Raw genomic sequence first — 26,074 nt, 5'->3', positions numbered from 1 at the left:
ATTAAAAAAAGGATTATGCAATGATCATATTTCACACTAATTTAGGTGATATTAAAATCAAAACTTTTGATGATAAGGCGCCAGAGACTGTTAAAAATTTTGTTGAATATTGCAAAGAAGGCTTTTATAACAACACAATATTTCATCGTGTTATTAATAATTTCATGATTCAAGGTGGTGGTTTTGAGCCTGGAATGAACCAAAAAAAGACAAAATCACCAATTAAAAACGAAGCAAATAACGGTCTAAAAAATGAACGTGGTACTTTAGCAATGGCACGTACATCAGATCCTCATTCGGCAACTGCGCAATTTTTTATCAACGTGGTTGATAATGATTATCTCAACTTTCGCTCTGCGGACATTAATGGTTATGGCTATTGTGTTTTTGCACAAGTTGTTGATGGGCTTGATGTGGTTGATAAAATAAAAACTGTTAAAACAGGGCGCAGTGGTATGTATTCTGATGTTCCTGTTGAAGATGTTATTATTACGAGTGTCACGGTTGAATAATCCTGTTCGTTATTTTATTGCTGATATCCATTTAGCAGATAATGAGCCTGCTTCAGGTTATATTAATATAACCGCAGGCTTTTTGTCTTTTTTGGATACTTTGCCCGACAACTGCGAGCTTTACATTCTAGGCGACCTTTTTGATTACTGGGTTGGGGATGATGTAAAAACAAACTTACATTATCAAATTGCGCAAGCTTTACAAGCCTTATCAAAACGTAATATAAGAAAATATTTCGTTCATGGTAATCGTGATTTTTTATTGGGAAAAAAGTATGCACAACAATGCGAAATGACCTTACTGCCTGAGATTAATAGTCTTCCTAATCAAGGAAAAAACATTATTTTTTTACATGGTGATTTACTGTGTATTGACGACCATCAATATCAAACTTTCCGAAAAGTTATGCATAATAAATGGCTTCAAAAATTATTTTTATTTTTACCTCTTTTTATTCGGTTGAAAATTGCAGCTAAGTTACGGAAAAAAAGTAGTCAACATAATCAACTTAAATCTGAAAATATCATGGATGTGAATCAGCGAGCAGTTATTGAAATGATGGTTAAACATAATGCAGATATTATGGTGCACGGTCATACACATAAACCTGCTGTACATCATTTTCAAATTGAAGGCAACACTGCAACTCGTGCGGTGCTTGGTGCTTGGCATGATGGCGTGACATATATTAAACAAGAGGAGAATAGTAATACTTTAGAACTTTATAACCATTCTTTTAAATAGTCACTTTGTAAAACATGTTCGGTCTTACCAAACTCAATCAGCTTGCCTTGATCTAAAATTGCAACATTATCGGCTATTTGTTTAACTTCATTAATATTATGTGTTACATAAATAATGGGTATATTTAGCTCATTAGTTAATTTGTTAATATAAATTAACAATTCTTTTTTTCTTGGCATATCAAGAGCTGAAAGGGGTTCGTCCATTAATAGTAATGAAGGGTTGGTTAATAGTGCTCGACCAATTGCTACTCGCTGTTTTTCTCCACCAGATAACATGGCCGGATAACGATTTAATAATGGTCGGATATTAAGTACATTAACTATTTCATCAAATCTTGATTGCTTGAAATTTTTAGCACCATAAATCAGATTTTTAATAACTTTATAATGAGGGAAAAGTAATGCATCTTGAAAAACGGTACCAATATGCCGATTTTCAGGAGCAACAAAAAGGTGTTTATCGCAATCAACTAGTGGTAAGCCATTCAACTGGATTTGGCCTTGATCAGGTTTAATTAATCCATTAACAAGGTTTACTAGTGTGGATTTTCCCGAGCCAGAAACGCCTAAAATAGCAATAACCCCTTGGCAGGCTATCTCATGATTGAATTGGAACGAAAACGAAGCAAGTTGTTTGCGAACATCTATTTTTAACATATTGATTATCCTGCTAACTTCTTTTTATGCCATCGATTTAACAATTCGGATAAAAAAAGTGCGATTAGTGATAACACAACCGAAATAATACACAGTCGTAATGCACCTTGTTCACCATTGGGAATTTGTAGCAAAGTATACATTGCTAATGGTAAGGTGCGAGTTTCATCTTGAATATTTGACACAAAAGTGATGGTTGCACCAAATTCCCCTAAGCAACGGGCAAAACCCAATACAATTCCCATAAGAATACCAGGAAAGGCTAATGGTAAAGTAATAGTTATAAAAACTCGCCACTTATGGGCGCCAAGAGTCCGAGCAACGTTTTCAAGGCGTGTATCAATTGATTCAATGGCTAAGTGAATTGAACGCACCATTAATGGAAATGCAACTACTGCCGAAGCTAAAGCTGCACCTTGCCAATTAAAGCTAAAGCTAATATTTAAATGGCTACTCAACCACTCGCCAATAACGCTACGTCGTCCCATGGTTATTAACAACAAATAACCTAAAACAACTGGTGGTAAAACAAGAGGAAGATGCACGAGGCTATCAAATAGCGATTTACCAAAAAATTGACAGCGTGCCAATATCCAAGCGGTTAAAATGCCTATTGGCAAACTAAAACCAATTGCTGTGGCGGCTATCTTTAAACTAAGTAGCAAGGTTTGCCATTCAAATTCAGTTAATAACATAGTTTTATAAAATTATTTACTTATTAAATTACTTGGTTATAAATCCATATTTTTCAAAAATAGCTTTAGCTTGTGGTGAATTTAAATATTTATAAAAATCAGTTGCTTTTTGATTCAACAAAGTGATGGGATATTCGATAGACTTAAATGTATCATCAGGAAAGGATCCAATTATTTTTACCTTATTGCTTATTTTAGCATCGGTACTATATACAATACCAAGCGCAGCTTCATTACGCTCAACTAGTACCAAAGCGTCTCTTACATTACTTGCAGGAGCAAATTGTGGCGATAATTTATTAAATACCCCTAAATTAGTTAATGATTCTTTTGCATACATCCCTGCTGGTACATGATCAGGATCACCAATAGCTATTCTTTCACCTTTAGGTAAAATAATTTCCCAATTGGTATTTTTATTAATTGAAACATTCTCTAAATGTGAATTTTGGGGAGCAATAAGCACCAATGTATTTTTTAATAAATCGTGTTTATTTTTAGTTAAATTATGCTCAATAAGATAAGTCATCCACTTTTGATCTGCTGACATAAATATATCCGCAGGTGCACCTTGTTCAATCTGTTTAGCTAATACTGATGATGAAGCAAATGAGAATACAATATTTGCATCTTTATGTTCTGCTTTATAAGATGCAGCGATATCTTGCATAGCATTAGTCAATGAGGCAGCGGCAAATATAGTCATTTTTTCAGCAGCTGAAACTGAAAAAGTCATTGCCATCATTAAGATAATTCCAATAATTTTTTTCATTCTGTTCCTCACAATAAAATTGAGTTAATTTTAACTGTTAATATTATTTATCCAATTGATTATTATGATTTATTATGTTATTTGGCAAATTATTAAATGACCGTTATATAAAATATAACATATCGATTCTAGCAGAATTTATATATAAAGTACAATTAAAATTCATTTAAGCTGATACGATATGATAATCAACAAGATTTTTAACAAGTTTTGAAGGAATGCCAAAAAGGGTCTACAATAATCACTATTATCTCTTCCAAATTGATTAGTCGGTTCTTCATGGTGTTAAATTATGTTTTCTCCTGAAATTTTATTAACGTTAAATATAAAACAGCAGTTATTTACTGATCCAAGGCGTATTGCGTTATTAAAAGCAATTGAACAGACGGGGTCATTAAGTCAGGCTGCCAAGCAAATTGGTATTAGTTATAAAACCGCATGGGATGCCATTAATGAAATAAGTAAATTAGCACCTAAACCTTTTTTAATTACTGCAATTGGTGGTAAAAATGGAGGAGGCACTAAACTGAGTGCTTATGCAGTTAGATTTATCCAACTCTATGATCTATTAACTCAGCTACAACAAAATGCTTTTAACATACTAAATGATGACAAAGTACCTTTAGATGATATTTTAAAAGCTACAGCTAGACTATCATTACAAACCAGTGCACGAAATCAATTATATGGTACGGTTAAGCAGATTCAAACAAATGATGTTGCTGGTTTTATTACAGTGCTACTTAGTGATAATCAAACTGAGTTAAAAGTTTACATTACTCAATCAAGTATTGAACGGCTAAAGTTGAGTACGGACAAAACAGTATTGCTGTTAATTAAAGCTCCATTAATTGAATTAAAAAATGAAATCGAGAACGAAAACTGCTTGTCGGTTACCGTTCAAAAAATCACTACTGATGGCATTTGGAGTGAAATTGCTTTTACACTATCTTCTGGCATAGTGCTTTATGCTAACAAATTAGCCAGTGAAGTAAAAAAGTCGGCCTTAGCTACAGGCAAACAATCAAAACTATTTATTAATCCACAAAATATTATTGTTGCGACATTAGTTTAGCAATATGAGGTTATCATGCTACAAATAGAAAACGCACATTTTAAAATTAGTGACTACCTAGTTTTTACTATTGAATCACTTACAATAAATCAAGGCAGTAATGTTGCATTTGTGGGGCGTAATGGCAGCGGTAAATCTATACTAGTTAAAGCATTGGCTGGTGAGCAAACATTATTATCAGGCAAAGTAATTAATCAATTTAACTCCATAGCACACATATCGTTTGAACAGCTACAAAAACTAATTGATGATGAATGGAAACGCAATAATACAGATATGCTAAGCGAAGGTGAAAACGATACAGGATTAACCACTCAGCAAATTATACAAGAAAATAATTTTAATCAAGTACTTTGCCAAAAATTAGCAACACAATTTGGAATTGAACACCTATTAACGAAACGCTTTAAATACCTTTCAACTGGTGAAACACGCAAAGCCTTAATCTGTCGAGTTTTGATGCAGCAACCTGATTTTCTGATATTAGATGAGCCTTTTGATGGCTTAGATGTGACATCACGTGAAAACTTAGCCGAAATACTAGCAGATCTTGCTAAGCAAGGTATCACAATTGTCCTTGTTTTAAATCGATTTAATGAAATTCCTACTTTTATTGAAAATATTGGCATACTAGCCGACTGCCAACTATTGAAAATTGATACAAAAGATACAATATTAAACGATACAACTGTTAAGCAATTAGCGGATTTGGAAAATATTTCCAATATGCCATTACCAGAAGCCGACGAACCACCAACTCAATTAGCTGATCAATTAGATCGAGTCATATTAAATAATGGTTATGTATATTATGATGATAAAGCAATCATTAATGGATTAACTTGGCGAGTAAAAGCCAAACAAAATTGGCAAATAGTTGGACCTAATGGCGCAGGTAAATCAACGTTATTAAGTTTAATAACTGGCGATCATCCACAAGGGTATAGTAATGATCTCACTTTATTTGGTCGTAAACGAGGTTCGGGGGAAACAATTTGGGATATTAAACGCCATATTGGTTATGTTAGTAGCAGCTTACATTTGGCTTATCGAGTTAGTTCTAGCGTTAAAACTGTGTTATTGTCAGGCTATTTTGATTCGATTGGTGTCTACCAAGCTACCAGTGATAAACAAGCTAAATTGGCTGATGAATGGCTACAATTACTAGGGTTACAAACGCAGGCGGATAAACCCTTTCAATCGCTTTCTTGGGGGCAACAAAGATTAGTATTGATTGCCAGAGCGTTGGTTAAACATCCAACACTGCTTATTTTAGATGAACCATTGCAAGGGCTCGATCATCTTAATCGAGAATTAGTAAAACGTTGGATAGATCGTTTAATTAGTGAAGGGTACACACAGTTGTTATTTGTGTCTCATCACGCAGAAGATGCGCCAAAATGCATCACTCACCGATTGACTTTCATCCAAAACTTGGATCATAGCTATCAATATCAAATCGAACAGCTAAATCGAATGATTAGTTAAAACTATCAAATATAATGTTAAAGATAGAAATAAACATTAAAATAAAAGGGATTTTTTTTTGAAATTTTATCTTGATAATTGAAAAAAGTTTATAAAGACTATACTTATAAAGTTATCCCCGTTGCCTGTGGATAACTCTGTGAGTATTTTATTGAAAAAAGCGCTAACCTCAGTAACTATCAGGATTTTTCTTAATTTGATTGTAACTTAATCATGAAATAATTTATTGTTTTTTATCAATGAGTTATTACAAATCAAGTTATAAATTAGTTGCCTTTTTTATAAATAAAAATGTTAATTGAACAAAAAATAGGAAATTTTAAAAGGTCAAGCCCTTTTGGGGATAATTTTTATTAATAGGTAAAATATTAGGTTGCGATGTAATGAAAAAATTTAAATTATGTTCCGAATTTAAGCCAGCCGGTGATCAGCCAGAAGCAATAAAAAGAATTAATCAAAATCTTGATGATGGGATTGCACATCAAACACTATTAGGCGTAACCGGATCAGGTAAAACATTTACCATGGCAAATGTTATTGCTAAACATAATCGCCCCACAATTATTTTAGCACCAAATAAAACATTAGCCGCTCAGCTATATGGTGAAATGAAAGCCTTTTTCCCTGAAAATGCGGTTGAATACTTCGTATCTTATTATGATTACTATCAACCTGAATCTTATGTACCGTCAACCGATACATTTATTGAAAAAGATGCGTCAATCAATGAACATATAGAACAAATGCGTCTTTCTGCCACTAAATCACTACTAGAACGACGTGATGTTGTAATTGTTGCTTCGGTGTCGGCTATTTATGGTTTAGGAGCACCAGAAACCTATATGTCGATGATATTACACCTAACAAAAGGCACCATAACCGATCAGCGTTCAATCTTAACTCGATTAGCTGAATTGCAATACACTCGTAATGAAATAGGTTTTAGTCGTGGTACATTTCGTGTTCGAGGAGATGTTATAGATATTTTTCCAGCTGATTCAGACGATCTTGCTGTGCGCGTAGAGTTATTTGATGATGAAGTCGATCGAATTGTTATGTTTGATCCGCTTACAGGTAATAGCATAAATGAAGTATCGCGGATAACAATTTATCCAAAAACGCACTATGTCACACCAAGAAACATTATGGAAAACGCTATTGCGCAAATAAAGCAAGAGCTTAAAGAACGTCAAAAAGTTCTGTTAGACAATAATCGTCTATTAGAGGAGCAACGTTTAACTCAGCGGACATTATTTGATATTGAAATGATGACCGAATTGGGGTATTGCTCTGGGATTGAAAACTATTCACGCTTTTTAGCTCAGCGTAATCCGGGCGATCCGCCAGCAACCTTATTTGATTATTTGCCACCTGATGGATTACTTTTTATTGACGAATCTCACGTGGCTATTCCACAATTAGGAGCAATGTATAATGGTGACCGTTCACGTAAACTTAATCTGGTTGAATATGGCTTTCGGTTGCCATCAGCACTAGACAATCGACCGTTAAAATTTGCTGAATTTGAAAACATCATGCCACAAACTATTTATGTGTCAGCAACACCAGCTAAATACGAGATTGAAAAATCAGGTAATGAAATTATTGAACAAGTAGTTAGACCTACAGGTTTATTAGATCCTATTATCGAAGTTCGACCAGTTGCAACGCAGGTTGATGATCTATTATCTGAAATCAAAATTCGTATCAATAACCAAGAGCGTGTTTTAGTGACCACATTAACTAAACGTATGGCAGAAAACTTAACTGATTATCTGTCAGAACATAATATAACTGTAAAATATTTGCATTCAGACATCAATACGGTTGAACGTATGGAAATTATTCGTGACCTACGTTTAGGTAAAGTTGATGTACTTGTGGGCATTAACTTATTGCGAGAAGGTTTAGATATACCTGAAGTCTCACTAATAGCAATATTGGATGCTGATCGCGAAGGTTTTTTACGTTCAGAAAGTTCACTAATTCAAACAGTAGGGCGTGCAGCGCGTAATGTAAATGGTAAAGCCATATTATATGCTGATAGAATAACCCCTGCTATGCAAAAAACGATTGATGAAACTGCCCGTCGTCGTAAAAAACAGGAAGACTTTAATACAGCACACGGCATTACACCAAAATCAGTACGCAAAGAAATTAAAGACGTATTAGAGGCAGGTTTAAGTACTAAAAAATCAACAGCCAAAGTACAAGCATTCGAACCAGGCAAACCTTATCAATATCTCTCAGTTAAAGACGTACAGGCAAAAGTAAAAGAGCTTGAAGCAATGATGTACGAAGCAGCTAAGAATCTTGAATTTGAAAAAGCTAGTGTATTGCGTGATGAAATAAAAAAATTGCGCTCTGATTTTATTAAAGTTTCTTAATAACTCATCTAACAAGGAAAATATGATGACAATAACACGAATAGATCCAGATAACCGTTGGTCTGAAGCAGTAATCCATAATAACGTTATTTATTACACAAGTGTTCCAGCTGATCTTGAAAATGACGCTTATGTACAGACCAAAAGTGCATTAGCTGAAATCGACAAAATATTGGCCCTAGCTAACAGTGATAAATCACGTATATTAGATGTAACATTATTTTTAGTTAATAAAAGTGACTTTGCCGCTATGAATAAAGCATGGGACGAATGGGTAGCTAAAGGTAGTGCACCAGTACGTTGTACAGTGCAAACAGGGTTAATGAAACAAGAATATTTGATAGAAATTAAAATCGTGGCAGCAGTAAAAGGCTAACTTATTCTTCACCGCCGATACTATTCGGCGGTATCACTTTGTTTATCATCTCATTCTGCTGGGAACATGTGTTTTAATTGCTAACAGATAAAATCCTTACTATCCCCATTAACTAAATTTTAGTGTATACTTCGCATACATCTTATTTTAATTATTCATACATTTGCCATGCATACTCAACCTAGAATTGCCATTGTAATGGGATCCAAAAGCGATTGGACTACTATGCAACACGCAGCCGATATCCTTGATGCGTTAACAATTCCTTATCATATTGAAATCGTTTCTGCTCACCGTACCCCTGATAAATTATTTTGTTTTGCTGAAGATGCCAAACAAAAAGGCTTTGATGTGATCATAGCTGGTGCTGGTGGTGCGGCTCATTTGCCAGGTATGTTAGCTGCTAAAACACTGATTCCTGTATTAGGTGTTCCAGTGCAAAGTGCTGCATTAAATGGAGTAGATAGTCTCTATTCTATTGTTCAAATGCCTAAAGGTATTCCTGTTGGTACTTTAGCAATAGGTAAATCTGGTGCAGCGAATGCGGCATTACTTGCTGCACAGATTCTAGCTCTACATGATAAAGAAATATATCAACGTTTATCAACATGGCGATTAACTCAAACTGATGAGGTACTAAATAACCCAGATCCAAGAGTGAATGCATAATATGAAACTTCAATCTGTTTGTGTACTAGGTAACGGGCAATTAGGGCGAATGCTTAAGCAAGCAGGCGAACCAATAGGTATAAAAGTTTATCCAGTTGGATTAGATGTAGATCCTACCGTCATTCCATATCAACAGTCAGTAATAACAGCTGAAATTGAGCGATGGTCAGATACTCCGTTTACACAAATTTTAGCTAAACATTCGCATTTTGTTAATCGAGATGTCTTTCCTATTATTGCCGACCGTTTAACGCAAAAACAGCTACTTGACGAACTTGGTTTACCGACAGCGAAATGGTTTTCGCTTGATCACCCTCAAGATTGGTCAACGTTATTTACTGAACTTGGCGATCGATTAATTGTTAAACGTAGAACTGGCGGTTATGATGGACGAGGGCAATGGCGAATTGCTATTAATGGTCCAATAACTGTACCTGATGATATCTATCAGCACGCTATTGTTGAACAGGCTATCCCGTTCGAAAAAGAGATGTCATTAATAGGCGCTCGTAATGCAAAAGGTGAAACAGTATTTTATCCCCTTACCAATAACTTCCACCAAGACGGCATCTTAAAAATAAGTGTTGTACAACCTAACAAATCAGATTCATTACAAATAAAAGCAGAACAAATGCTATCTGCTATTATGCATAAATTGAATTATATTGGCGTAATGGCAATGGAATGCTTTATTGTTGGTAATGAACTACTGATCAACGAACTTGCTCCACGAGTACATAATAGTGGTCATTGGACGCAAAATGGAGCTTCAATTAGCCAATTTGAATTACATCTTCGTGCTATATTGGGGCTTCCATTTCCTAAGCCAGATGTATTTACGCCATCAGTTATGGTTAACTTAATTGGCACAGAATTAAATTTAAATTGGTTATCAATTGATTTGGTACATCTTCATTGGTATGAAAAAGAAGTTAGAGTTGGACGTAAAGTAGGGCATTTAAATTTAACCCATAACCAAACAAACAAATTGTTAAAAGCATTAGAGAATTTAATACCGTTATTACCTAATGATTATCAAAAAAGTATTGAATGGGCAAAACAAACATTAGCAATTTGAAAAATTAAAACAATTTGAGTGATTAAATTAGGGATGAAACCATGATCAGCTTTAACCAAAAAATCAATTATCAGCGTTATGCTAGCAAACAGCGTGAAGCTCTGTCTGATGAGTACTCAATAGTACGTTGTTTTGAAAGTGATCGTGGACGCATCATAAACTCAGCCGCTATTCGTCGCCTACAACAAAAAACGCAAGTTTTTCCATTAGAACGAAACTCAGTAGTTAGAACAAGACTTACTCACTCTATGGAAGTGCAACAAGTTGGGCGATACATAGTCAAAGAAATCGTTAATCGCCTAGGCAATGCTGGAAAATTAAAAAAATACGGGCTTGATAATTGTATAATGGCGATTGAAAGCCTAGTTGAAATGGCTTGTTTAATGCATGATATTGGTAATCCTCCATTTGGTCATTTTGGTGAGGCTGCCATTAATAAATGGTTTACTCTACGTTTGGGTCTTGGCAGAGCAACAGATTATCGATTTCTTGAAATAAATGTTAGTGATAAAGAAGAAATAAGAGAACTTAAAACTAAAATTCGCCAAGATTTATCAAGTTTCGAAGGTAATGCACAAGCAATTCGTTTAGTGCATACAATATTACGTCTCAATTTAACTTACTCTCAGATTGCTTCAATTATGAAATATTCTAAACCAGCTTATTGGTCTAAGCCGGTACTGCCAGAATTTTCTTATTTAATGAAAAAAGCAGGTTATTATTTATCAGAAGAACCATTTATTGAGGAGTTATCTAAACAGCTTGATATCAAACCATTTCATCGTTATCCATTTACCTATATTATGGAAGCCGCCGACGATATCTCATATTGCATTGCCGATCTAGAAGATGCGGTTGAAAAGAAAATTCTAACAGTAAAACAGCTTTATACTTACTTAGCTGAGGCATGGGGACCGATTAAAAAAGGTGATCTGTTTGATACCGTTGTCAATCGCCCTTATGAAAATCTAAATCAAAATGGTTTTGATGCGATAGGCATCGACCAATTTTTTATGTACCTACGTGTCAACACTATTGGCAAATTGGTACCACATGCTGCTGAACGCTTTATTGAAAATATTGAAGAAATTTATCACGGCTCATTTAATCATGCCTTACTTGAAGATCATGGTGCAGAATATAAATTACTCAATATTTTCAAAACAGTTGGACTTGAACATATATTTAACCATGAATCGGTTGAAAATATTGAACTTCAAGGGTACCGAATTATTAGTGGATTGCTCGATATTTATAGCCCACTGCTTGATATGCCTACCAACGACTTTTTGAAATTGGTTGAGGATAAACATCACAAAAATTATCCTATTGAAACTCGCTTATATCATAAATTATCCTCAAAACATTGTGCCGCTTATCAACAAGCAGTTAACAAACTAAATTCAAATAAAGTAGAAAGTTTTGCGTGTATGGAATTCTACTATCGATGTCGCTTATTGCAGGATTATATTAGTGGCATGACAGATCACTTTGCTTATGACGAATATCGCAAGTTAATGGTGACATTCTAGATCCAAGTAATTTTTATAACAGCTAAGCACCACTAATATGCATTGGCACCATATTAGTGCGCTGCTAAATAATAATAAATCTATCAACTATTTGTTATCTCTTGTTTTAACCCTTCGATTAGAACCGCTGAACCGTGATTTTTTAACGACTATATTTTTTATAAATTCAGCTGCAATAGTTTAATTTCATTTAAGTTAACTTTTTTGGCACACTCTTTGCATAATTTATTTTGTATCTCACAATTTTTAGGAGCAATTGATGAAATTAGTTACTGTAGTTATAAAACCTTTCAAATTAGAAGAAGTTAGAGAAGCCTTATCCAATATAGGTGTTACAGGATTAACTGTTACCGAAGTTAAAGGTTTTGGACGACAAAAAGGTCATGCCGAGCTATACCGTGGTGCAGAATATAATGTCAATTTTCTACCTAAAGTTAAAATTGATTTAGCTATTAGAGATGATGAACTTGACCAAGTTATTAGTACAGTTACTAAAGCAGCATATACAGGCAAAATTGGTGATGGAAAGATTTTTGTCACTTCACTTGAACATGTAGTGCGTATACGTACTGGTGAAACCGATGACTCGGCATTGTAATTGATTGTTAAGGAAATCATTATGTTGAAAAAAATTATCCCCTTTTTAGTTATTTTATTCTCAAGTTCAGCTTTTGCCGAAGAAGCTGCTGTAGTTGATAAAGCGGATAACGGCTTTATGATGATCTGTACCGCCCTAGTACTTTTTATGTCGGTGCCAGGGATTGCTTTGTTTTATGGTGGATTATTACGTTCTAAAAATGTGTTATCGATGTTAACACAAGTGCTAGTAACTTTTTCGTTAATAGCGGTACTATGGATTGTTTACGGTTATACACTTGCTTTTGGTGAAGGGAACTGGTTTTATGGCAACTTTAACCATTTTCTATTAACAGGGATAGGTATTACAGATGTTTCAGGATCGATTTACGAGCTAATTTGGATAGCATTCCAAGGATCATTTGCTTGCATTACTTGTTGCTTAATTCCTGGTGCTTTTGCTGAACGAATTCGTTTTTCAGCAGTATTAATATTTATGGTGTTATGGTTTACATTTTCATATATTCCCATGGCGCACATGGTATGGGGAGGCGGAATTTTAGGTGATGAAGGAGCACTTGATTTTGCTGGTGGTACAGTAGTACATATTAATGCTGCGATTGCAGGACTAGTGGGTGCTTATCTGATCAAACAACGTATTGGTTATAATCGTGAACCACTAAAACCATTTAACTTACCTTATGTCTACCTTGGAGCTGCTATTCTTTATATTGGTTGGTTTGGTTTTAATGCAGGATCATCAACGCATGCAGATGAAATCGCAGGTTTAGCTTTTATTAACACTGTTGCAGCAACAGCAGCAGCGGTTTTGGCATGGACATTCGCAGAATGGTTTTTACGAGGTAAACCATCTTGCCTTGGTTCGGCATCAGGTGTGATAGCGGGATTAGTTGGTGTAACACCAGCGGCAGGTCTTGTTGGTGTAGGTGGTGCTATGTTAATAGGGCTTATTTGTGGTTTTGCTGGTGTCTGGGGAGTATCAACACTCAAAAGAATTCTAAAAGTTGATGATACATGTGATGTATTTGGTGTACACGGCGTATGTGGAATTGTGGGTTGTATATTAACTGGTATATTTACATCAGAATCGTTAGGAGGTATTGGTTATGCCGAAGGCATTACAATGGCAACTCAAGTAGGAATACAATTGATGAGTGTTATTACCTGCGTAGTTTGGACTACAGTGGTTGCTTATATTGCTTATAAAATTGCAGATATCATTGTTGGCTTAAGAGTATCAGAAGAACATGAAAGAGAAGGTCTGGATATTAATAGCCATGGTGAAAGTGCTTTCAATAGTTAATCACTAACCAAAACAGTCATTAATTAAAAATTAGATATAAAAACAGATTTAAACTAAAAGTAATTTACAGGGAATTATCCCTGTAAATTATGGCTTTTATTAATTATTGTTAAAAATATTTTTTTAATCATCCCAAAGCATAATTGCATGATCGTCAGTCAATATTAATGGTGGCGCAAAAAGGTACTTTTTGACTTTATCCGGTAAAACCTGCATATCATTAAAATTAAATTGTAATTCAGGATAAACATTAGCAATTTCTTTTATCCGGGTATCAAGTAACTCCTTTATTTTATTGGATTCTTTTGTAATAGCTATTTCGTCTTTTAGCATGCCAATTTGTTTTTTATGATGCTCTGACTCAAATATCTCACGAAAAACAAAAGAACCCCCCTTTTTGTTATTGGTTTTGTTACTATCTGGGCATTCTCTATATTCAGGATGATGCAATTTAAGTTCTTTAACACGCAAAGCAATAATTTCATTGATATGATCGGTATAATAATTTAATGTCGGATCTAAATAAGCTAGCGTTCTGTGTTCAGGTATTGCGCTATTACTATGCACTAAGGTAAATAAAGGTTTTTTTAATATCTTCATTTTTGTAACTTCCTTTTAATTAAAATAAAAAGATAACAAGACCTTAATAAAGAAAATAGGCTGTTAATTTTATGTGAAAATGTTTTCGGTTGACATAATACTTAAATATAAAAACAAACAACAAAAATTAAAACAATTCATTATGTTTTAATAAAAATTTAAATTAATGAAATTAAGTTTCAAAGCATAGGCACTTAAAATAATAAAACGACAGCTATCAGAAAATGAAAAGCCTTATTAACTTATAAGTATTACTTAAAGGTTAATTACGGTATATTATCAATACAGCAAAACACTATTACTTAATACTAAAATTTAATAGCGAATGACTACCTAATTTAAATAGTGAACTAATACTTAATACTATTTAATACACTTAAAAATAATCACTTTTTGTAAGACAGATTTAATTTTGGAAAGTTCAATAATATTGTTAGATTTAATCTTTTAATTAAAGATTCTTCTTATAATTTTATAGACAAATACATAATGAAGTCAGTCAACATATCATAATAATTTTTAATATATTTGACTATTAAAGCTATTCAGAATGATGCAGAGCACAGAATCATTTATTTTTTGATAAAAAATAGTAATATCGGTCAAATTATCAGATGACCAAAGTTATGGTGATGATAGATAAATTTTCAATACCTTTAAATATTATAAATAATCAATCAATTCAATATATAGTTTTCACGTTAGTTACAGTAATTGAAAACACTACGGTAATTAACATACTTTTAATGGCAATACGGTAAAAATCAGCAGATTCAACAAATAAAAATAAAAGATTAAGTGATTTGTTCACTTTTATAATGAAGTAAAACCACATAACAGCGATTTTAAATAAAACGCCTTATGAGGTTTTAGGGGGGGCAAATTTAACCATTAAATGCAAATAATTCAGTATATTAATGAATTTTAAACCAAAAATGTCGATAAACTAACTATTTTTCAAGTTTGCTCTTTTTAATATGCTTTAAGTTAGGTAAAACAATTGCCAACAGAATAATACCTACTCCAATCCATTGATTAAAATGGACTGATTCGTGTAAATAAAAATATGAACAAGTGACCGCTACAGGCAGCTCTGCTGCCGACAAAATGGCACTTAATGAAATCCCAATTCTTGGAATTCCTACCGAAAACAAAAAAGGAGGCAATACAGTACCTAGCAATGCTAATAAAAATCCTAATTGATATAGTCTGTCGCTAATATCAAGTTTGAAGAAAAATAAAGGTGGAAATATCAAAAAAGTAACAATACATGCACCGGTAATCATCAACGCACTTTTTTCAAGCTTAGGTAATTCGTTACCAATATTGCTACTAGTACTAATAAAGAGTGAATACATCAGTGCTGCTAAAAAACCAAAAAAACAACCAGTCAAATTTAAACTAATATCTTGATTAAAAATACCTGCTGCTAGGCAGCTACCTAAAATAATTATAATAACCGCTGAAAGTTGAATAATACTAGGTTTATTCTTAAATATAAGAAAATCAATAAAGACACTAATCCACAAATATTGCATTAATAAAATAATTGCAATTGATGCAGGCACTAGTTGTACGCATTGGTAATAACAAATGCCGACCAATCCAGGAAATAGACCAACAGCACAGACCTTCCATTTTTTTGTCAATTTTGTATGCTTTTCTGTTGGAGTTGCTAATTGTGCGTTCGTTGATGTGGATACTTTTGGGGAACGTATTATTTTGACAATAAAGTGAATACTCCATAACATTAACATTCCCAAAAAACATTGAATACCTGTGACTTCACCTAGTTTATACCCGTCTTGATAAGCCGTCTTAACGATAGAAGAGAGTACGCCAAAGCTACACGCACCAAATAAAACCAGTAAGCCGCCTAAAAATTTATCTTTCATAACTAAATCTCGTAACAAAAAACAACATTGCCGATAATTATCGGCTAAAAAACACAATAAAAGACATCAGGAGAAGGATTATACAATTCATCCCCAGTGTCTTTTTAATAAATTAATCAAATTACAATGATAATTAATATTTCAAATATCTATTAATCTAAACGGATAAGTGATTATGCAGCACACTTACTTTTAGTATGGTCATAATTAAATGAATAATAAAAAACAACACCTAACACAAGTGCATATGTAGCGAAAATTAGCCAAATTGTTTGCCAATCTTTAAGACCATCATGTGTACACATGTCAACAACATAACCACTCAAAATCGAGCCAAAATAAGCGCCAATACCATTAACCATGGTCATAAACAGTCCTTGAGCACTGGCTCGAATATTTGAACTGACTTCTTTTTCAATGAAAATAGAGCCTGAAATATTAAAAAAGTCAAATGCACAGCCGTAAACGATCATTGAAAGCATTAATAGCACAAAACCAAAAGGTGTTGGATCGCCAAATGCAAATAAACCAAATCGCAAAGTCCAAGCAATCAAGCTTATCATTATGACTTTTTTAATGCCAAATTTTTTGAGGAAAAATGGGATGGTCAAAATAAATGCGACTTCAGCCATTTGTGAAACTGATAATAAAATAGCAGGGTATTGTACAATTAAGCTATCTTTAAATTCTGAGACTTTACCAAAATCATGTAAGAAAGCGCCACCAAAAGTATTAGTGATTTGTAGTATCGCACCAAGTAACATAGCAAAAAGAAAAAAAACAGCCATAACGGGCTTTTTGAATAACACAAAAGCATCTAATCCTAAATAAGAAACCCAAGACTGTTTTTGACTTTTAGATACAGTAATATTTGGTAATGTTGCACTATAAACTACAAGTATAGCGGATGCTGCGCATGCAACATAGAGTTGAGCATTACTCAACTCGAATTTGCATAAACTAATTGTCCACATTGCAATAATAAAACCAACTGTACCAAATACTCGTATTTTAGGGAAAACGGTTACCGAATCTAAGTTATGTTGAGCCAAACAGTGGTAGCTAATAGAATTAGATAATGCAATAGTTGGCATAAAAGCTAACGCATTGCCTAACATTACCCAAAATAAAATAGCTGAATTATTAACTGATGCAGCATAAAAAAGCGCAATGGCACAAACAGAATGACAAAGCATATATAGATATTTAGCCTGCAAAAATTTATCGGCAATAATACCAATAATAAATGGTGTAATTAATGCCGCTAAACCTTTGGTACTAAAAATCATAGATACTTCAACACCAGAAAAGTGTAAAGTATTAAATAGATAAGCACCAAAAGTGGCTAACCAGCTTCCCCAAATGAAATATTGGGAAAACATCATTATTTTCAATCTATTCTTTATGTTCATTGTTTATTCCTAAAATAAAGTGAACTTTTTATAGAAAATTACCAATAAAAAGTATTGGTTAGAAACGTGCAATCGTTTTTGTTATTAGTTGTAAAAAAGTTGATTTAACTCTTTCTGCTGTCTCTATAACTTCTTCGTGTCCTAATGGTTGATCTAAAATTCCGCAAGCCATATTAGTTAGGCACGAAATTCCAATGGTTTTAATACCAGAGTGATGTGCGATAATTGCTTCGGGTACGGTTGACATACCAACAGCATCGGCACCTAAAACACGAATCATTCTAATTTCGGCAGGTGTTTCATAAGTTGGACCTGTCCACCAAGCATAAACACCTTGTTGTAAGGTAATATTAAGTTCTTTGGCTACATCAATTACTGTTGAACGCAATTGCTTATTATAAACCTCACTTACATCTAAAAAGCGCACACCTAAATCAGGGTTATTTGGTCCAATAAGAGGATTGTTGGCAGTAAGATTAATATGATCGGTAATCAACATTAAATCGCCTGGTTTAAAGCTCGTATTGACTGCACCACATGCATTAGTGATAATTAATTTTTCAACACCAAGCATCTTCATCACACGAACAGGGAAAGTAACTTGATCTAACGAAAAACCTTCGTAATAGTGAAAGCGCCCTTTCATTGCCACAACTGTTTTGTCTCCGCATTGGCCAATGACTAATTCATTTGCGTGGCCAACGGCTGCTGATTTGGCGAAATGTGGAATTGTGTCATAAGGAATATGAACAGCATCTTCAAGAGTGTCGGCAAAAGGTCCTAAACCTGAACCAAGAATAATCCCAATTGTTGGTTTTTTGTTTGTGTGTTTCTGAATAAAATTAACGGCTTGTTGAATATCTGAAGTCTGATGCATGATAGTATCCTTTCAAAAAAATTAATGCTAAGCTAAAGTAAAATAGGTGAATATAATAAAACAGTGATAACCTATTGCTTAGTTTAATTGGGTAAAATCCCATAAAATAATTAAAAAACAAAATAATTTTTGTTTTCGGCATATATTATGATGATCTTCGTCTAATAAAGGAAGATGCGAATTGATATATCTTAGAATGAATTAGAAAAATTTATTTTTTATTTTTATTATTCAATATATTAAATTTAGATTAATTTAATTACCAAAATGAACAATATAAAAGATTTTCTTAGATAAGACGATCATCGCCAGAATAGATCACACCTTTATCGCCTCTAAAGAATCCAACCAAAGTTAAATTACACTGTTTAGCCAAATCAACCGCCATTGAAGTTGCAGCCGAAACCGCTAATAAAAATTCCACGCCACAATTAACTGTTTTTTGCACCATCTCGTAGCTAGCACGGCTTGATATTAACACTACACCATGTTGATAATTGGGATTATTAGATAATTGTATTGCTCTAAATCCAAGTAATTTATCTAAAGCTACATGTCGACCGATATCTTCAAATCCAGCAATAAATTGCCCTTTTAAATCGAGCCATACCGCCGCGTGAGTGCATCCAGTTTGATTACCAACATGTTGAACTTGCGATAAACCATTTAGGCTATTGCTAAAATCAGCTAAATTAATTTGGTTCATTAGTGGCAAAGCAGGAATGGTTTGGCAAACTTGGTCTATCTGCTCACTACCACAAATGCCACATCCTGTGCGCCCAGTTAAATTACGACGCTTTTCTTTTAGCTCGCTAAAGCGTCGTGACGAAAGTTCGATTTGTACTTCTATGCCTTTGGGAGTATCAATAATATCAATGCCATAAATATCATTAACCGAATGAATAATATTTTCCGTTAACGAAAAACCAATGGCAAAATAATCCAAATCTTTTGGTGTTGCCATCATCACTACATGTGAAATTCCGTTATAAATTAAAGCAACTGGCTTTTCGATAGCTAACATATCAGGTTGAAAATGTTGCAACTTACTGTTTTTAAATTTACGTACTGGAATTGATTTAACACCGATCGTCATTAATTGCCTCTTGCTAATTTGGTTATAATTAAGACTGCTATTAGCACAAGATCAACCATTAATAATTCTAAAATGTTAACGTAGTGTAATATTTTATCAATAGATAGCGTGCTCAGCACTTAATAAGCAATATTATGATAAAATAGTTCACCATAAGCAATTGATAATTCACAAGCTAACTCTATGTCATTACAAGAAATCACACAGACAATCATGCAGTTTATTGAGCACCATCAAGTTTGGGCATTACCCATTATATTTTTATTGGCATTTGGTGAGTCATTAGCGATTATCTCGCTTCTAGTGCCTGCAACGGCTATTTTATTAGGGGCAGGGGCTTTAATCGGTGGAGGAGCAATATCATTTGTGCCCGTATTAATTGCCGCTTCGGCAGGTGCTGTTTTTGGGGATTTACTGTCTTATTGGTTAGGTAAACACTATCATCAACAAGTTATTGCTTCATGGCCACTTAATAAGCACCCTAAATTAGTTTATCGTGCCGAGCAATTTTTTCAGCGTTATGGAACGTTTGGCGTATTTATTGGGCGATTTTTTGGGCCATTACGAGCAATAGTGCCATTAATTGCAGGCACAATGCATATGCCTGCTACCAAATTTAATGTGGCTAATATTGCTTCAGCGCCAGTTTGGGCTTTTGTATTGCTTGCGCCAGGAGCATTTGGTGTGCCTTGGTTAGAAACTCTTTTTGGTTAAACGGTTCCAACAGTATAGCCACGACGTCCGCTTTTGCGTCCCAATGCTTCTAAATTGGTTTGCAATGGTGGGAATGGTAGCGTTAAATGATGTTTACGATAAGCTTCAAGTATCAATTTATGTATAGCACTTCGCAGTAACATTCGGTGTCCCATCTCGGCAGCAAAAACACGTAGTTCAAACAATTGAATACCTTCTTGGATATCCACCAAAAATACTTGCGGTTCAGGATCGTTAAGCACATATTCACATTCATCTGATGCTTGTTGCAAAAGTTTGATAACCAAATCACTATCGGCATCGATGGTAGCGGGAATGGTTAATACAATCCGAGTGATCGAATCTGATAACGACCAATTCACCAATTGTTCAGTAATAAAGGCTTTATTGGGCATCACAATTTCTTTACGATCCCAATCGACGATGGTAATTGCACGGGTATTAATTTTTGTAATATTACCTGTCAAATCACGAATTGTCACCGTATCGCCAATACGCACAGGTTTTTCGAATAAAATGATTAAGCCAGAGATAAAATTAGCAAAGATCTCTTGTAAACCAAAACCTAGCCCCACACCTAATGCGGCAATTAACCATTGAATTTTAGACCAGTCGATACCAATAAACGAAAATGCAATCATACAGCCTATCATCAAAGTAATATATTTTGAAACTGTGGAAATAGCATATCCTGTTCCCGGTGATAAATCTAAATGTTGCAAAATGCCTAACTCCAACAAAGAGGGCAAATTTTTGACCAACTGAACGGTAATTGTCATCACTAAAATCGCAATACAGACTGCACCAAGAGTAATGTATTGTTCGATTTCAGTTCCATTAACAATGGCACTGGTACCCCAAAGTTTAATATTATTCATAAAAGCAAAGGCTGAATGCAGTTCAGACCAAAGCAAAATCATACTAATTAACGCAATCATCATAATAATCGATCTGACTAAATGTAATGATTGCGCACTGATGACATCTAAATCAATAACAGGTTCATCAACACTTTCGTTAAGTGAATTAAGATCATCTTCATGTGATTTGGCTCGTTGCATACGTTCTAAGCGACGTTGCTTGGTTCGTTCAAATTCAATACGACGTTTTTGGATCCACATCCAACGGCGAATCATAAAATAAATAACTAACAGAGCAAACCAAATAATGACAGAGGCCTCAAGACGCCCTAATAGTACTTGAGCTGTCGAAAGATAACCTAAACAAGCCGCAATGATAGCTAGCCATGGTGCACTTAATAAAATAAACCACAAAATATGACTTAATAAATTATCACCAGCTCCTTTTTTATCAATATAAAGAGGAACGCCAGCACGATGGATAGAATTAGTCATAAACACCAAAGCAAAGCAGAGCAAAATAAACGACGTTCGGCCAATTGTGGCTGCAAATTGATGATTATTATATTGATCAAAACTCATCATTATCATTACTAATGGAATTACCAGCCAAATTGAAAGTTGATAATATTTCATTGCCGAGCGTACGCTACGTCCAGACCAACCAAAATGGGTAATAAACAACCCATTGGATGATGCAAAATGGGCTGAAATAATAAACACCCACAAAATAGGCGCAGCCGCATTCACGCCATAGCCCAAAGCAAACGCGACAGGATAATCTGAATTAATCTGTAAAGCATAACCAAACACCGCCCACAAAATAGGGATAGGCAATGCCATAATTAATGAAAATATAATTACTTTTAAGGTTAAAGAATAACTATCTTGTGTTACTTTCCCCACACGGTTAGCGGATTTATTAAGAAAAATATTATATTTCGCACGCATCTTAAAGTGGGCAAACACAAAAAGTAACGACAAAATAATTAAAAATAACGGTTTTGGCGAACTAAGTACTTCAATGCTAGCTTTATAAAGTTGTGAAATGGTATCGACAGAAAAAATCACATACACAACATCTTTGGCTAAATCAATTGGATAACTCAATGATATTGGATTCACATCAGCTACCCAGAAAAAATATCTGTGTGCAGCATCGTTTACTTCGTCAATCGCATTGGTTAATTGCTTATTGGCAATTTTTAGTTTAGTCAATTCTAAAATGGTAGTGTCTGTTCCCGAAATAAGAGTCTTAAGTAATTCGGTTTGTTCCCGAATTAAACGACGATATTGGGTTGCTTCTTTAACGCTATTAAGTGGGCTTGTTAAAGTTGGATAATCATCCAAAGACGTTAAAATATTACTATAATTAAGTTGTTGAGCTTTTGCTTCGGCAATCTCGGCATCAAGCGCTTGCGATTTAGGTTTCTCAGGCAAGCGCAATAATTGTTGGCGTAAGGTTTCGCCCAAAGCGGTCGAAAAACTCAACCACTCTCCTTGCTCATCAAGTGTTGCCAGTGTATTTTGAACATGTGAAATTTGTGTCGTGATATTGTTTTGCTCATTAACAATACTAGTTAGATGTGTTTTTTGTAACTCCATATTTTGTCTGAGTTCATCATTTTTATCACTTAACTGATGAACAGCTAGCGAAAGATCATCTTCATTGTTAATGATTGGCGTGGTTTCTTCGGCAAAGGTCAGTGAAGAAAACAACACAGCAACAAAGCACACAACACCACGAATCAACATAACACTATATCCTATCGGCTAATTTTTGACCTACACGAGTAACATCGCCCACTTTAAGGTGATTATCAAATTCAATCGAATTTGAGGCAAACAGCGTAATTACTGTCGAACCTAACTTAAAGCAACCTATATCCTGTCCTTTTGTTAATTTTATCCCATTAGTATAAGTCCAACGTTTCATTATTCCTTCTCGTGGAGGGGTAACAATACCTTCCCATTGTACTTCTATACTACCAACAATGGTTGCCCCAACTAAAATTTGCGCCATTGGACCTAATTCGGTTTCAAACAAACAAATCACACGTTCATTACGAGCAAAAATATTAGGTATACTTTCGGTTGTAGCTTTGCTAACTGAAAATAGCGAACCAGGCACATAAATCATCTCACGCAAAATACCATCACAAGGCATATGAAAACGGTGATAATCTTTAGGAGATAAATAAGTGGTTGCATATGAACCATTTTTAAAAAAGTTGATCATATCAGGATGACAGGCAAGTAATGATTCTAAAGAATAAAAATGCCCTTTAGCTTGTAACAGCTGTGTATCTAGAATAGTACCAAACTGACTAATTACACCATCAGCAGGCATAACAACAGCACTATCGGTGGTATCAATTGGCCGTGCATCCTCATTTAATTCGCGAGCAAAAAAGTCATTAAAGGTTTTAAATTCTTTTACATCACTAATTTTTGCTTCGTTCAAATCCACTTTATACACTTTACAAAAAAGCATAATCATCCATGTTGTAACTTTACCTAACTGTTTTTTTGCCAACCAACCAAAAATAACGGTTAATAGCTGTTTAGGAAGAAAGTACTGAATAATTGCTTTTAACTGATTTAACATAGATAACTCTCAAAGTAACGGTAGAAACATTGCATTATACCAAGATTTGTATACAAAGTGTAAAACTCATAGAATCAATAATACGTAATATTTATAACCACATAAATTAAAAAAACACAAAAAACACCAAATTATCAATGACAAACACTGGAATTAAAATTCCTATTGACCACTTCATATAACCAAAAAAACTCGGCATATTAATTTTGTTTTGTGTGGCAATGCTTTTGACCATAAAATTAGGCGCATTACCAATGTAGCTTAGTGCGCCCATAAAAACAGCGCCCATTGAAATAGCAAGCAAGGTTTTTTCTAACGTGGTTACTAAAGTGATAGCATCACCCGAAGCGAGATTAAAGAAGACCAAATAGGTTGGTGCATTATCTAAAAATCCAGAAAGCAAACCTGACAACCAAAAATACATACTGTTGATTGGTTCGTCTTGCTCATTTGTCACTAGTGAGACTATTGGGGCTAATGCACCATGGCTACCTGCTCGTAAAATAGCAAGTACAGGAACAATAGTAATAAAAATCCCGATAAACAGCTTAGCAACTTCAATGATAGGCTCCCAGTTAAACTCATTACCAGCACGCACTTGTTTAGGGGTGATTAATATTGAAATAAAGGTGATCACAACAAACATAATATCGCGAACTAAATTAGATAAAGTAATAGGTAATCCTAAAACCATAATCTCAACAGACGATCGCCAAATGCCTGACATAAGGACACAGGCAATAATAGCCACCAATAAAAAAATATTGCTTACACCATAAACCTTAATAGAACTAATTTTTGAAGTCGAAGATACCACAAGCGAATTACCATACTGAGTACGAAAGTAGTGGCATTCAATCTTATAATAAATTGCTAATAACAACATTGAACTAAGCAAAACGGGCAACAACATATGCTTAACTGTCCACCCAAAATTAACACCTTTTAGAAAACCAATAAATAAAGGTGGATCCCCCAGTGGTGTCAAGCCACCGCCAATGTTCGCCACTAAAAAGATAAAAAAGACAATGGTATGTACGGCATAATTTCGCTGACGATTAGCTCTAATTACAGGTCGAATCATTAACATCGCAGCGCCTGTTGTCCCCATGATTGACGCTAACAAAGTTCCTATTGCTAGCAAACCAACGTTTAGTTTGGGCGTACTAAGCACATCGCTTTTAATTAAAATCCCCCCCGAAACAGTAAACAAGGCTAGCAGTAATAAAATAAAAGGAATGTATTCAGCTATTATTGCATGGGCAGTAAGATGAATTGTTGATTGCAGACCAAACGAATACAAAGCAAACAGCAAAAAAAGCATTGTCCAGCACACTGTTATTTTGCCGTAGTGATGGTGCCATAATCGTGGTAAAAATAACGGCAATAAGGCAATAGAAAGCAAAATCCCCACAAAAGGGATCCCCCAACAAATCGATAAATCATCACCGCTAAAATCAGCAGCAAAAAGATCAAAAGGTACTAGCGTTAAGATGATAAAGGAATAGAGGGCTTTCATTAATCTTTGTATTTTGATTTTTAAAGAGGTCAAATTATAACAAAGTGTTTTAGGTTTATCGAATTTTAAGATTTTTAATAAAGATTAAGCAATAAAATCGTAACGAGGATTTAATAAGTTAAAAACCAACCCTAAGCAAAACCACCACCCACCATAACCGACTGATCTTAATTAAAACAAAAAACTTAAATAAAATCAATATTCTACCGAAGCAATTTTAGGCCTTTAAAAAGCACCTACTCCACCAGTCCCAAAACCACTCAACCGCTACGCCCCATAAAAAACGCCACTCCCCAAAAAAAGCCAAAGCAACCCCACACTCACCGTTAACAAATCTTTACAATAAATTAACAAAAAAAGTGGCGGATTATTTATCATCAAGTTATAATTTTTGAGCTTATTCAAGCAGGAAATCGTTCAAAAATAAAGCAAACGGATAGAGAAATTGATAAAAAACAAAAAATTATTTGGCAAGGAAATAAAAATGCATTACCATGGTTGGCATCTGGCATCTGGCATCTGGCATCTGGCATCTGGCATCTGGCATCTGGCATCTGGCATCTGGCATCTGGCATCTGGCATCTGGCATCTGGCATCTGGCATCT

The 26,074-nt window shown here is 34.4% G+C and carries 21 protein-coding genes and 2 pseudogenes; 12 read left to right on the top strand and 11 right to left on the bottom strand.

The features are described 5' to 3' along the window. Nucleotides 1–20 precede the first annotated feature (20 nt). Both ppiB and A9G31_RS04975 read left to right on the top strand, forming a co-directional pair. Complete coding sequence (ppiB, locus tag A9G31_RS04980) at nt 21–512, top strand: peptidylprolyl isomerase B (RefSeq protein ID WP_065560708.1); 492 nt, start codon at nt 21–23, stop codon at nt 510–512. Next, nucleotides 505–1,257, top strand: a complete 753-nt coding sequence (locus A9G31_RS04975) for a UDP-2,3-diacylglucosamine diphosphatase (protein WP_218056377.1) — start codon at nt 505–507, stop codon at nt 1,255–1,257. The genes ppiB and A9G31_RS04975 overlap by 8 nt, the downstream gene beginning before the upstream one ends. Here A9G31_RS04975 and modC read toward each other — a convergent pair. Genes modC through modA form a run of 3 tightly spaced genes read right to left on the bottom strand, consistent with a single transcriptional unit; the run spans nt 1,236 to nt 3,395 of the window. Next, the gene (modC, locus tag A9G31_RS04970) at nt 1,236–1,916 is read right to left on the bottom strand and encodes a molybdenum ABC transporter ATP-binding protein (protein WP_065560706.1); all 681 of its coding nucleotides are present in this window, start codon (nt 1,914–1,916) and stop codon (nt 1,236–1,238) included. The two genes, A9G31_RS04975 and modC, sit on opposite strands and share 22 nt — an antisense overlap. A 5-nt stretch (nt 1,917–1,921) precedes the next feature. Then, nucleotides 1,922–2,611 (bottom strand): molybdate ABC transporter permease subunit, encoded by a 690-nt coding sequence (gene modB / locus A9G31_RS04965; RefSeq protein ID WP_034912084.1) that lies wholly within the window; start codon nt 2,609–2,611, stop codon nt 1,922–1,924. Nucleotides 2,612–2,639: 28 nt separating this feature from the next. After that, nucleotides 2,640–3,395 carry a molybdate ABC transporter substrate-binding protein gene (modA, locus tag A9G31_RS04960; RefSeq protein WP_442902671.1) on the bottom strand — a complete coding sequence of 252 codons (756 nt, stop codon included), beginning with the start codon at nt 3,393–3,395 and terminating at the stop codon, nt 2,640–2,642. A 280-nt stretch (nt 3,396–3,675) separates the two neighbouring features. On the opposite strand from modA, the gene A9G31_RS11605 reads away from it, so the two are divergent. The 9 genes from A9G31_RS11605 (at nt 3,676) to amtB (ending at nt 13,888) form a co-directional block, all read left to right on the top strand. After that, entirely contained in the window at nt 3,676–4,458 is a 783-nt protein-coding gene (locus tag A9G31_RS11605; protein ID WP_034912100.1) for a TOBE domain-containing protein, read from the top strand. A 15-nt stretch (nt 4,459–4,473) separates the two neighbouring features. Further along, a complete protein-coding gene (modF, locus tag A9G31_RS11600) occupies nt 4,474–5,946 on the top strand; it encodes a molybdate ABC transporter ATP-binding protein ModF (protein ID WP_065560705.1) in 1,473 nt (490 codons plus the stop codon). 383 nt (nt 5,947–6,329) lie between these two features. Continuing rightward, on the top strand, nt 6,330–8,333 hold the full coding sequence (uvrB, locus tag A9G31_RS04945; RefSeq protein WP_065560704.1) for an excinuclease ABC subunit UvrB: 2,004 nt from the start codon (nt 6,330–6,332) through the stop codon (nt 8,331–8,333). Between the two features lie 25 nt (nt 8,334–8,358). Then, the gene (locus tag A9G31_RS04940) at nt 8,359–8,709 is read left to right on the top strand and encodes a RidA family protein (protein WP_065560703.1); all 351 of its coding nucleotides are present in this window, start codon (nt 8,359–8,361) and stop codon (nt 8,707–8,709) included. Between the two features lie 168 nt (nt 8,710–8,877). Further along, nucleotides 8,878–9,378 (top strand): 5-(carboxyamino)imidazole ribonucleotide mutase, encoded by a 501-nt coding sequence (gene purE, locus A9G31_RS04935; RefSeq protein WP_065560702.1) that lies wholly within the window; start codon nt 8,878–8,880, stop codon nt 9,376–9,378. A 1-nt stretch (nt 9,379) separates the two neighbouring features. After that, nucleotides 9,380–10,456 (top strand): 5-(carboxyamino)imidazole ribonucleotide synthase, encoded by a 1,077-nt coding sequence (purK, locus tag A9G31_RS04930; RefSeq protein WP_034912166.1) that lies wholly within the window; start codon nt 9,380–9,382, stop codon nt 10,454–10,456. 41 nt (nt 10,457–10,497) lie between these two features. Continuing rightward, nucleotides 10,498–11,988: a dGTPase gene (gene dgt / locus A9G31_RS04925; RefSeq protein ID WP_065560701.1), complete on the top strand. Its 1,491-nt coding sequence runs from the start codon at nt 10,498–10,500 to the stop codon at nt 11,986–11,988. A gap of 259 nt (nt 11,989–12,247) precedes the next feature. Beyond that, nucleotides 12,248–12,586, top strand: coding sequence for a P-II family nitrogen regulator (glnK, locus tag A9G31_RS04920; protein ID WP_065560700.1), 339 nt, complete (start codon nt 12,248–12,250; stop codon nt 12,584–12,586). A gap of 21 nt (nt 12,587–12,607) precedes the next feature. Continuing rightward, entirely contained in the window at nt 12,608–13,888 is a 1,281-nt protein-coding gene (amtB, locus tag A9G31_RS04915) for an ammonium transporter AmtB (RefSeq protein ID WP_065560699.1), read from the top strand. A gap of 123 nt (nt 13,889–14,011) precedes the next feature. Here amtB and A9G31_RS04910 read toward each other — a convergent pair whose 3' ends face one another. From A9G31_RS04910 to fdhD, 5 genes are all read right to left on the bottom strand, one after another. Continuing rightward, nucleotides 14,012–14,488 carry a hypothetical protein gene (locus A9G31_RS04910; protein ID WP_065560698.1) on the bottom strand — a complete coding sequence of 159 codons (477 nt, stop codon included), beginning with the start codon at nt 14,486–14,488 and terminating at the stop codon, nt 14,012–14,014. Between the two features lie 950 nt (nt 14,489–15,438). After that, entirely contained in the window at nt 15,439–16,383 is a 945-nt protein-coding gene (locus A9G31_RS04905; protein WP_065560697.1) for an EamA family transporter, read from the bottom strand. A gap of 173 nt (nt 16,384–16,556) precedes the next feature. After that, nucleotides 16,557–17,795, bottom strand: coding sequence for a nucleoside permease (locus A9G31_RS04900; RefSeq protein ID WP_065560696.1), 1,239 nt, complete (start codon nt 17,793–17,795; stop codon nt 16,557–16,559). Nucleotides 17,796–17,853: 58 nt separating this feature from the next. After that, a complete protein-coding gene (locus A9G31_RS04895) occupies nt 17,854–18,672 on the bottom strand; it encodes a purine-nucleoside phosphorylase (protein ID WP_065560695.1) in 819 nt (272 codons plus the stop codon). 289 nt (nt 18,673–18,961) lie between these two features. After that, nucleotides 18,962–19,768 carry a formate dehydrogenase accessory sulfurtransferase FdhD gene (gene fdhD, locus A9G31_RS04890; protein WP_065560694.1) on the bottom strand — a complete coding sequence of 269 codons (807 nt, stop codon included), beginning with the start codon at nt 19,766–19,768 and terminating at the stop codon, nt 18,962–18,964. A 183-nt stretch (nt 19,769–19,951) separates the two neighbouring features. Here fdhD and A9G31_RS04885 point away from each other — a divergent pair, with 183 nt between their 5' ends. Next, nucleotides 19,952–20,482, top strand: coding sequence for a DedA family protein (locus tag A9G31_RS04885; protein ID WP_065560693.1), 531 nt, complete (start codon nt 19,952–19,954; stop codon nt 20,480–20,482). On the opposite strand, the pseudogene mscM reads toward A9G31_RS04885, so the two are convergent. From mscM to A9G31_RS04870, 3 genes and pseudogenes are all read right to left on the bottom strand, one after another. Continuing rightward, nucleotides 20,479–23,025 (bottom strand): annotated as a pseudogene (gene mscM / locus A9G31_RS04880) (miniconductance mechanosensitive channel MscM); the annotation flags it as partial. The gene A9G31_RS04885 and the pseudogene mscM overlap by 4 nt on opposite strands. A 79-nt stretch (nt 23,026–23,104) precedes the next feature. Further along, nucleotides 23,105–23,950, bottom strand: a pseudogene (asd, locus tag A9G31_RS04875) (archaetidylserine decarboxylase); the annotation flags it as partial. A 106-nt stretch (nt 23,951–24,056) separates the two neighbouring features. Further along, nucleotides 24,057–25,469 (bottom strand): sodium:proton antiporter, encoded by a 1,413-nt coding sequence (locus A9G31_RS04870; RefSeq protein ID WP_065560690.1) that lies wholly within the window; start codon nt 25,467–25,469, stop codon nt 24,057–24,059. Nucleotides 25,470–26,074: the final 605 nt, after the last annotated feature.

The sequence above is a fragment of the Gilliamella sp. Gris1-4 genome (assembly GCF_001690335.1).
GTDB classification, from domain to species: Bacteria; Pseudomonadota; Gammaproteobacteria; order Enterobacterales; family Orbaceae; genus Gilliamella; species Gilliamella apicola_P.
Note: the sequence above shows the minus strand (reverse complement) of the source record. Positions and strands in the feature narration are given on the sequence as shown.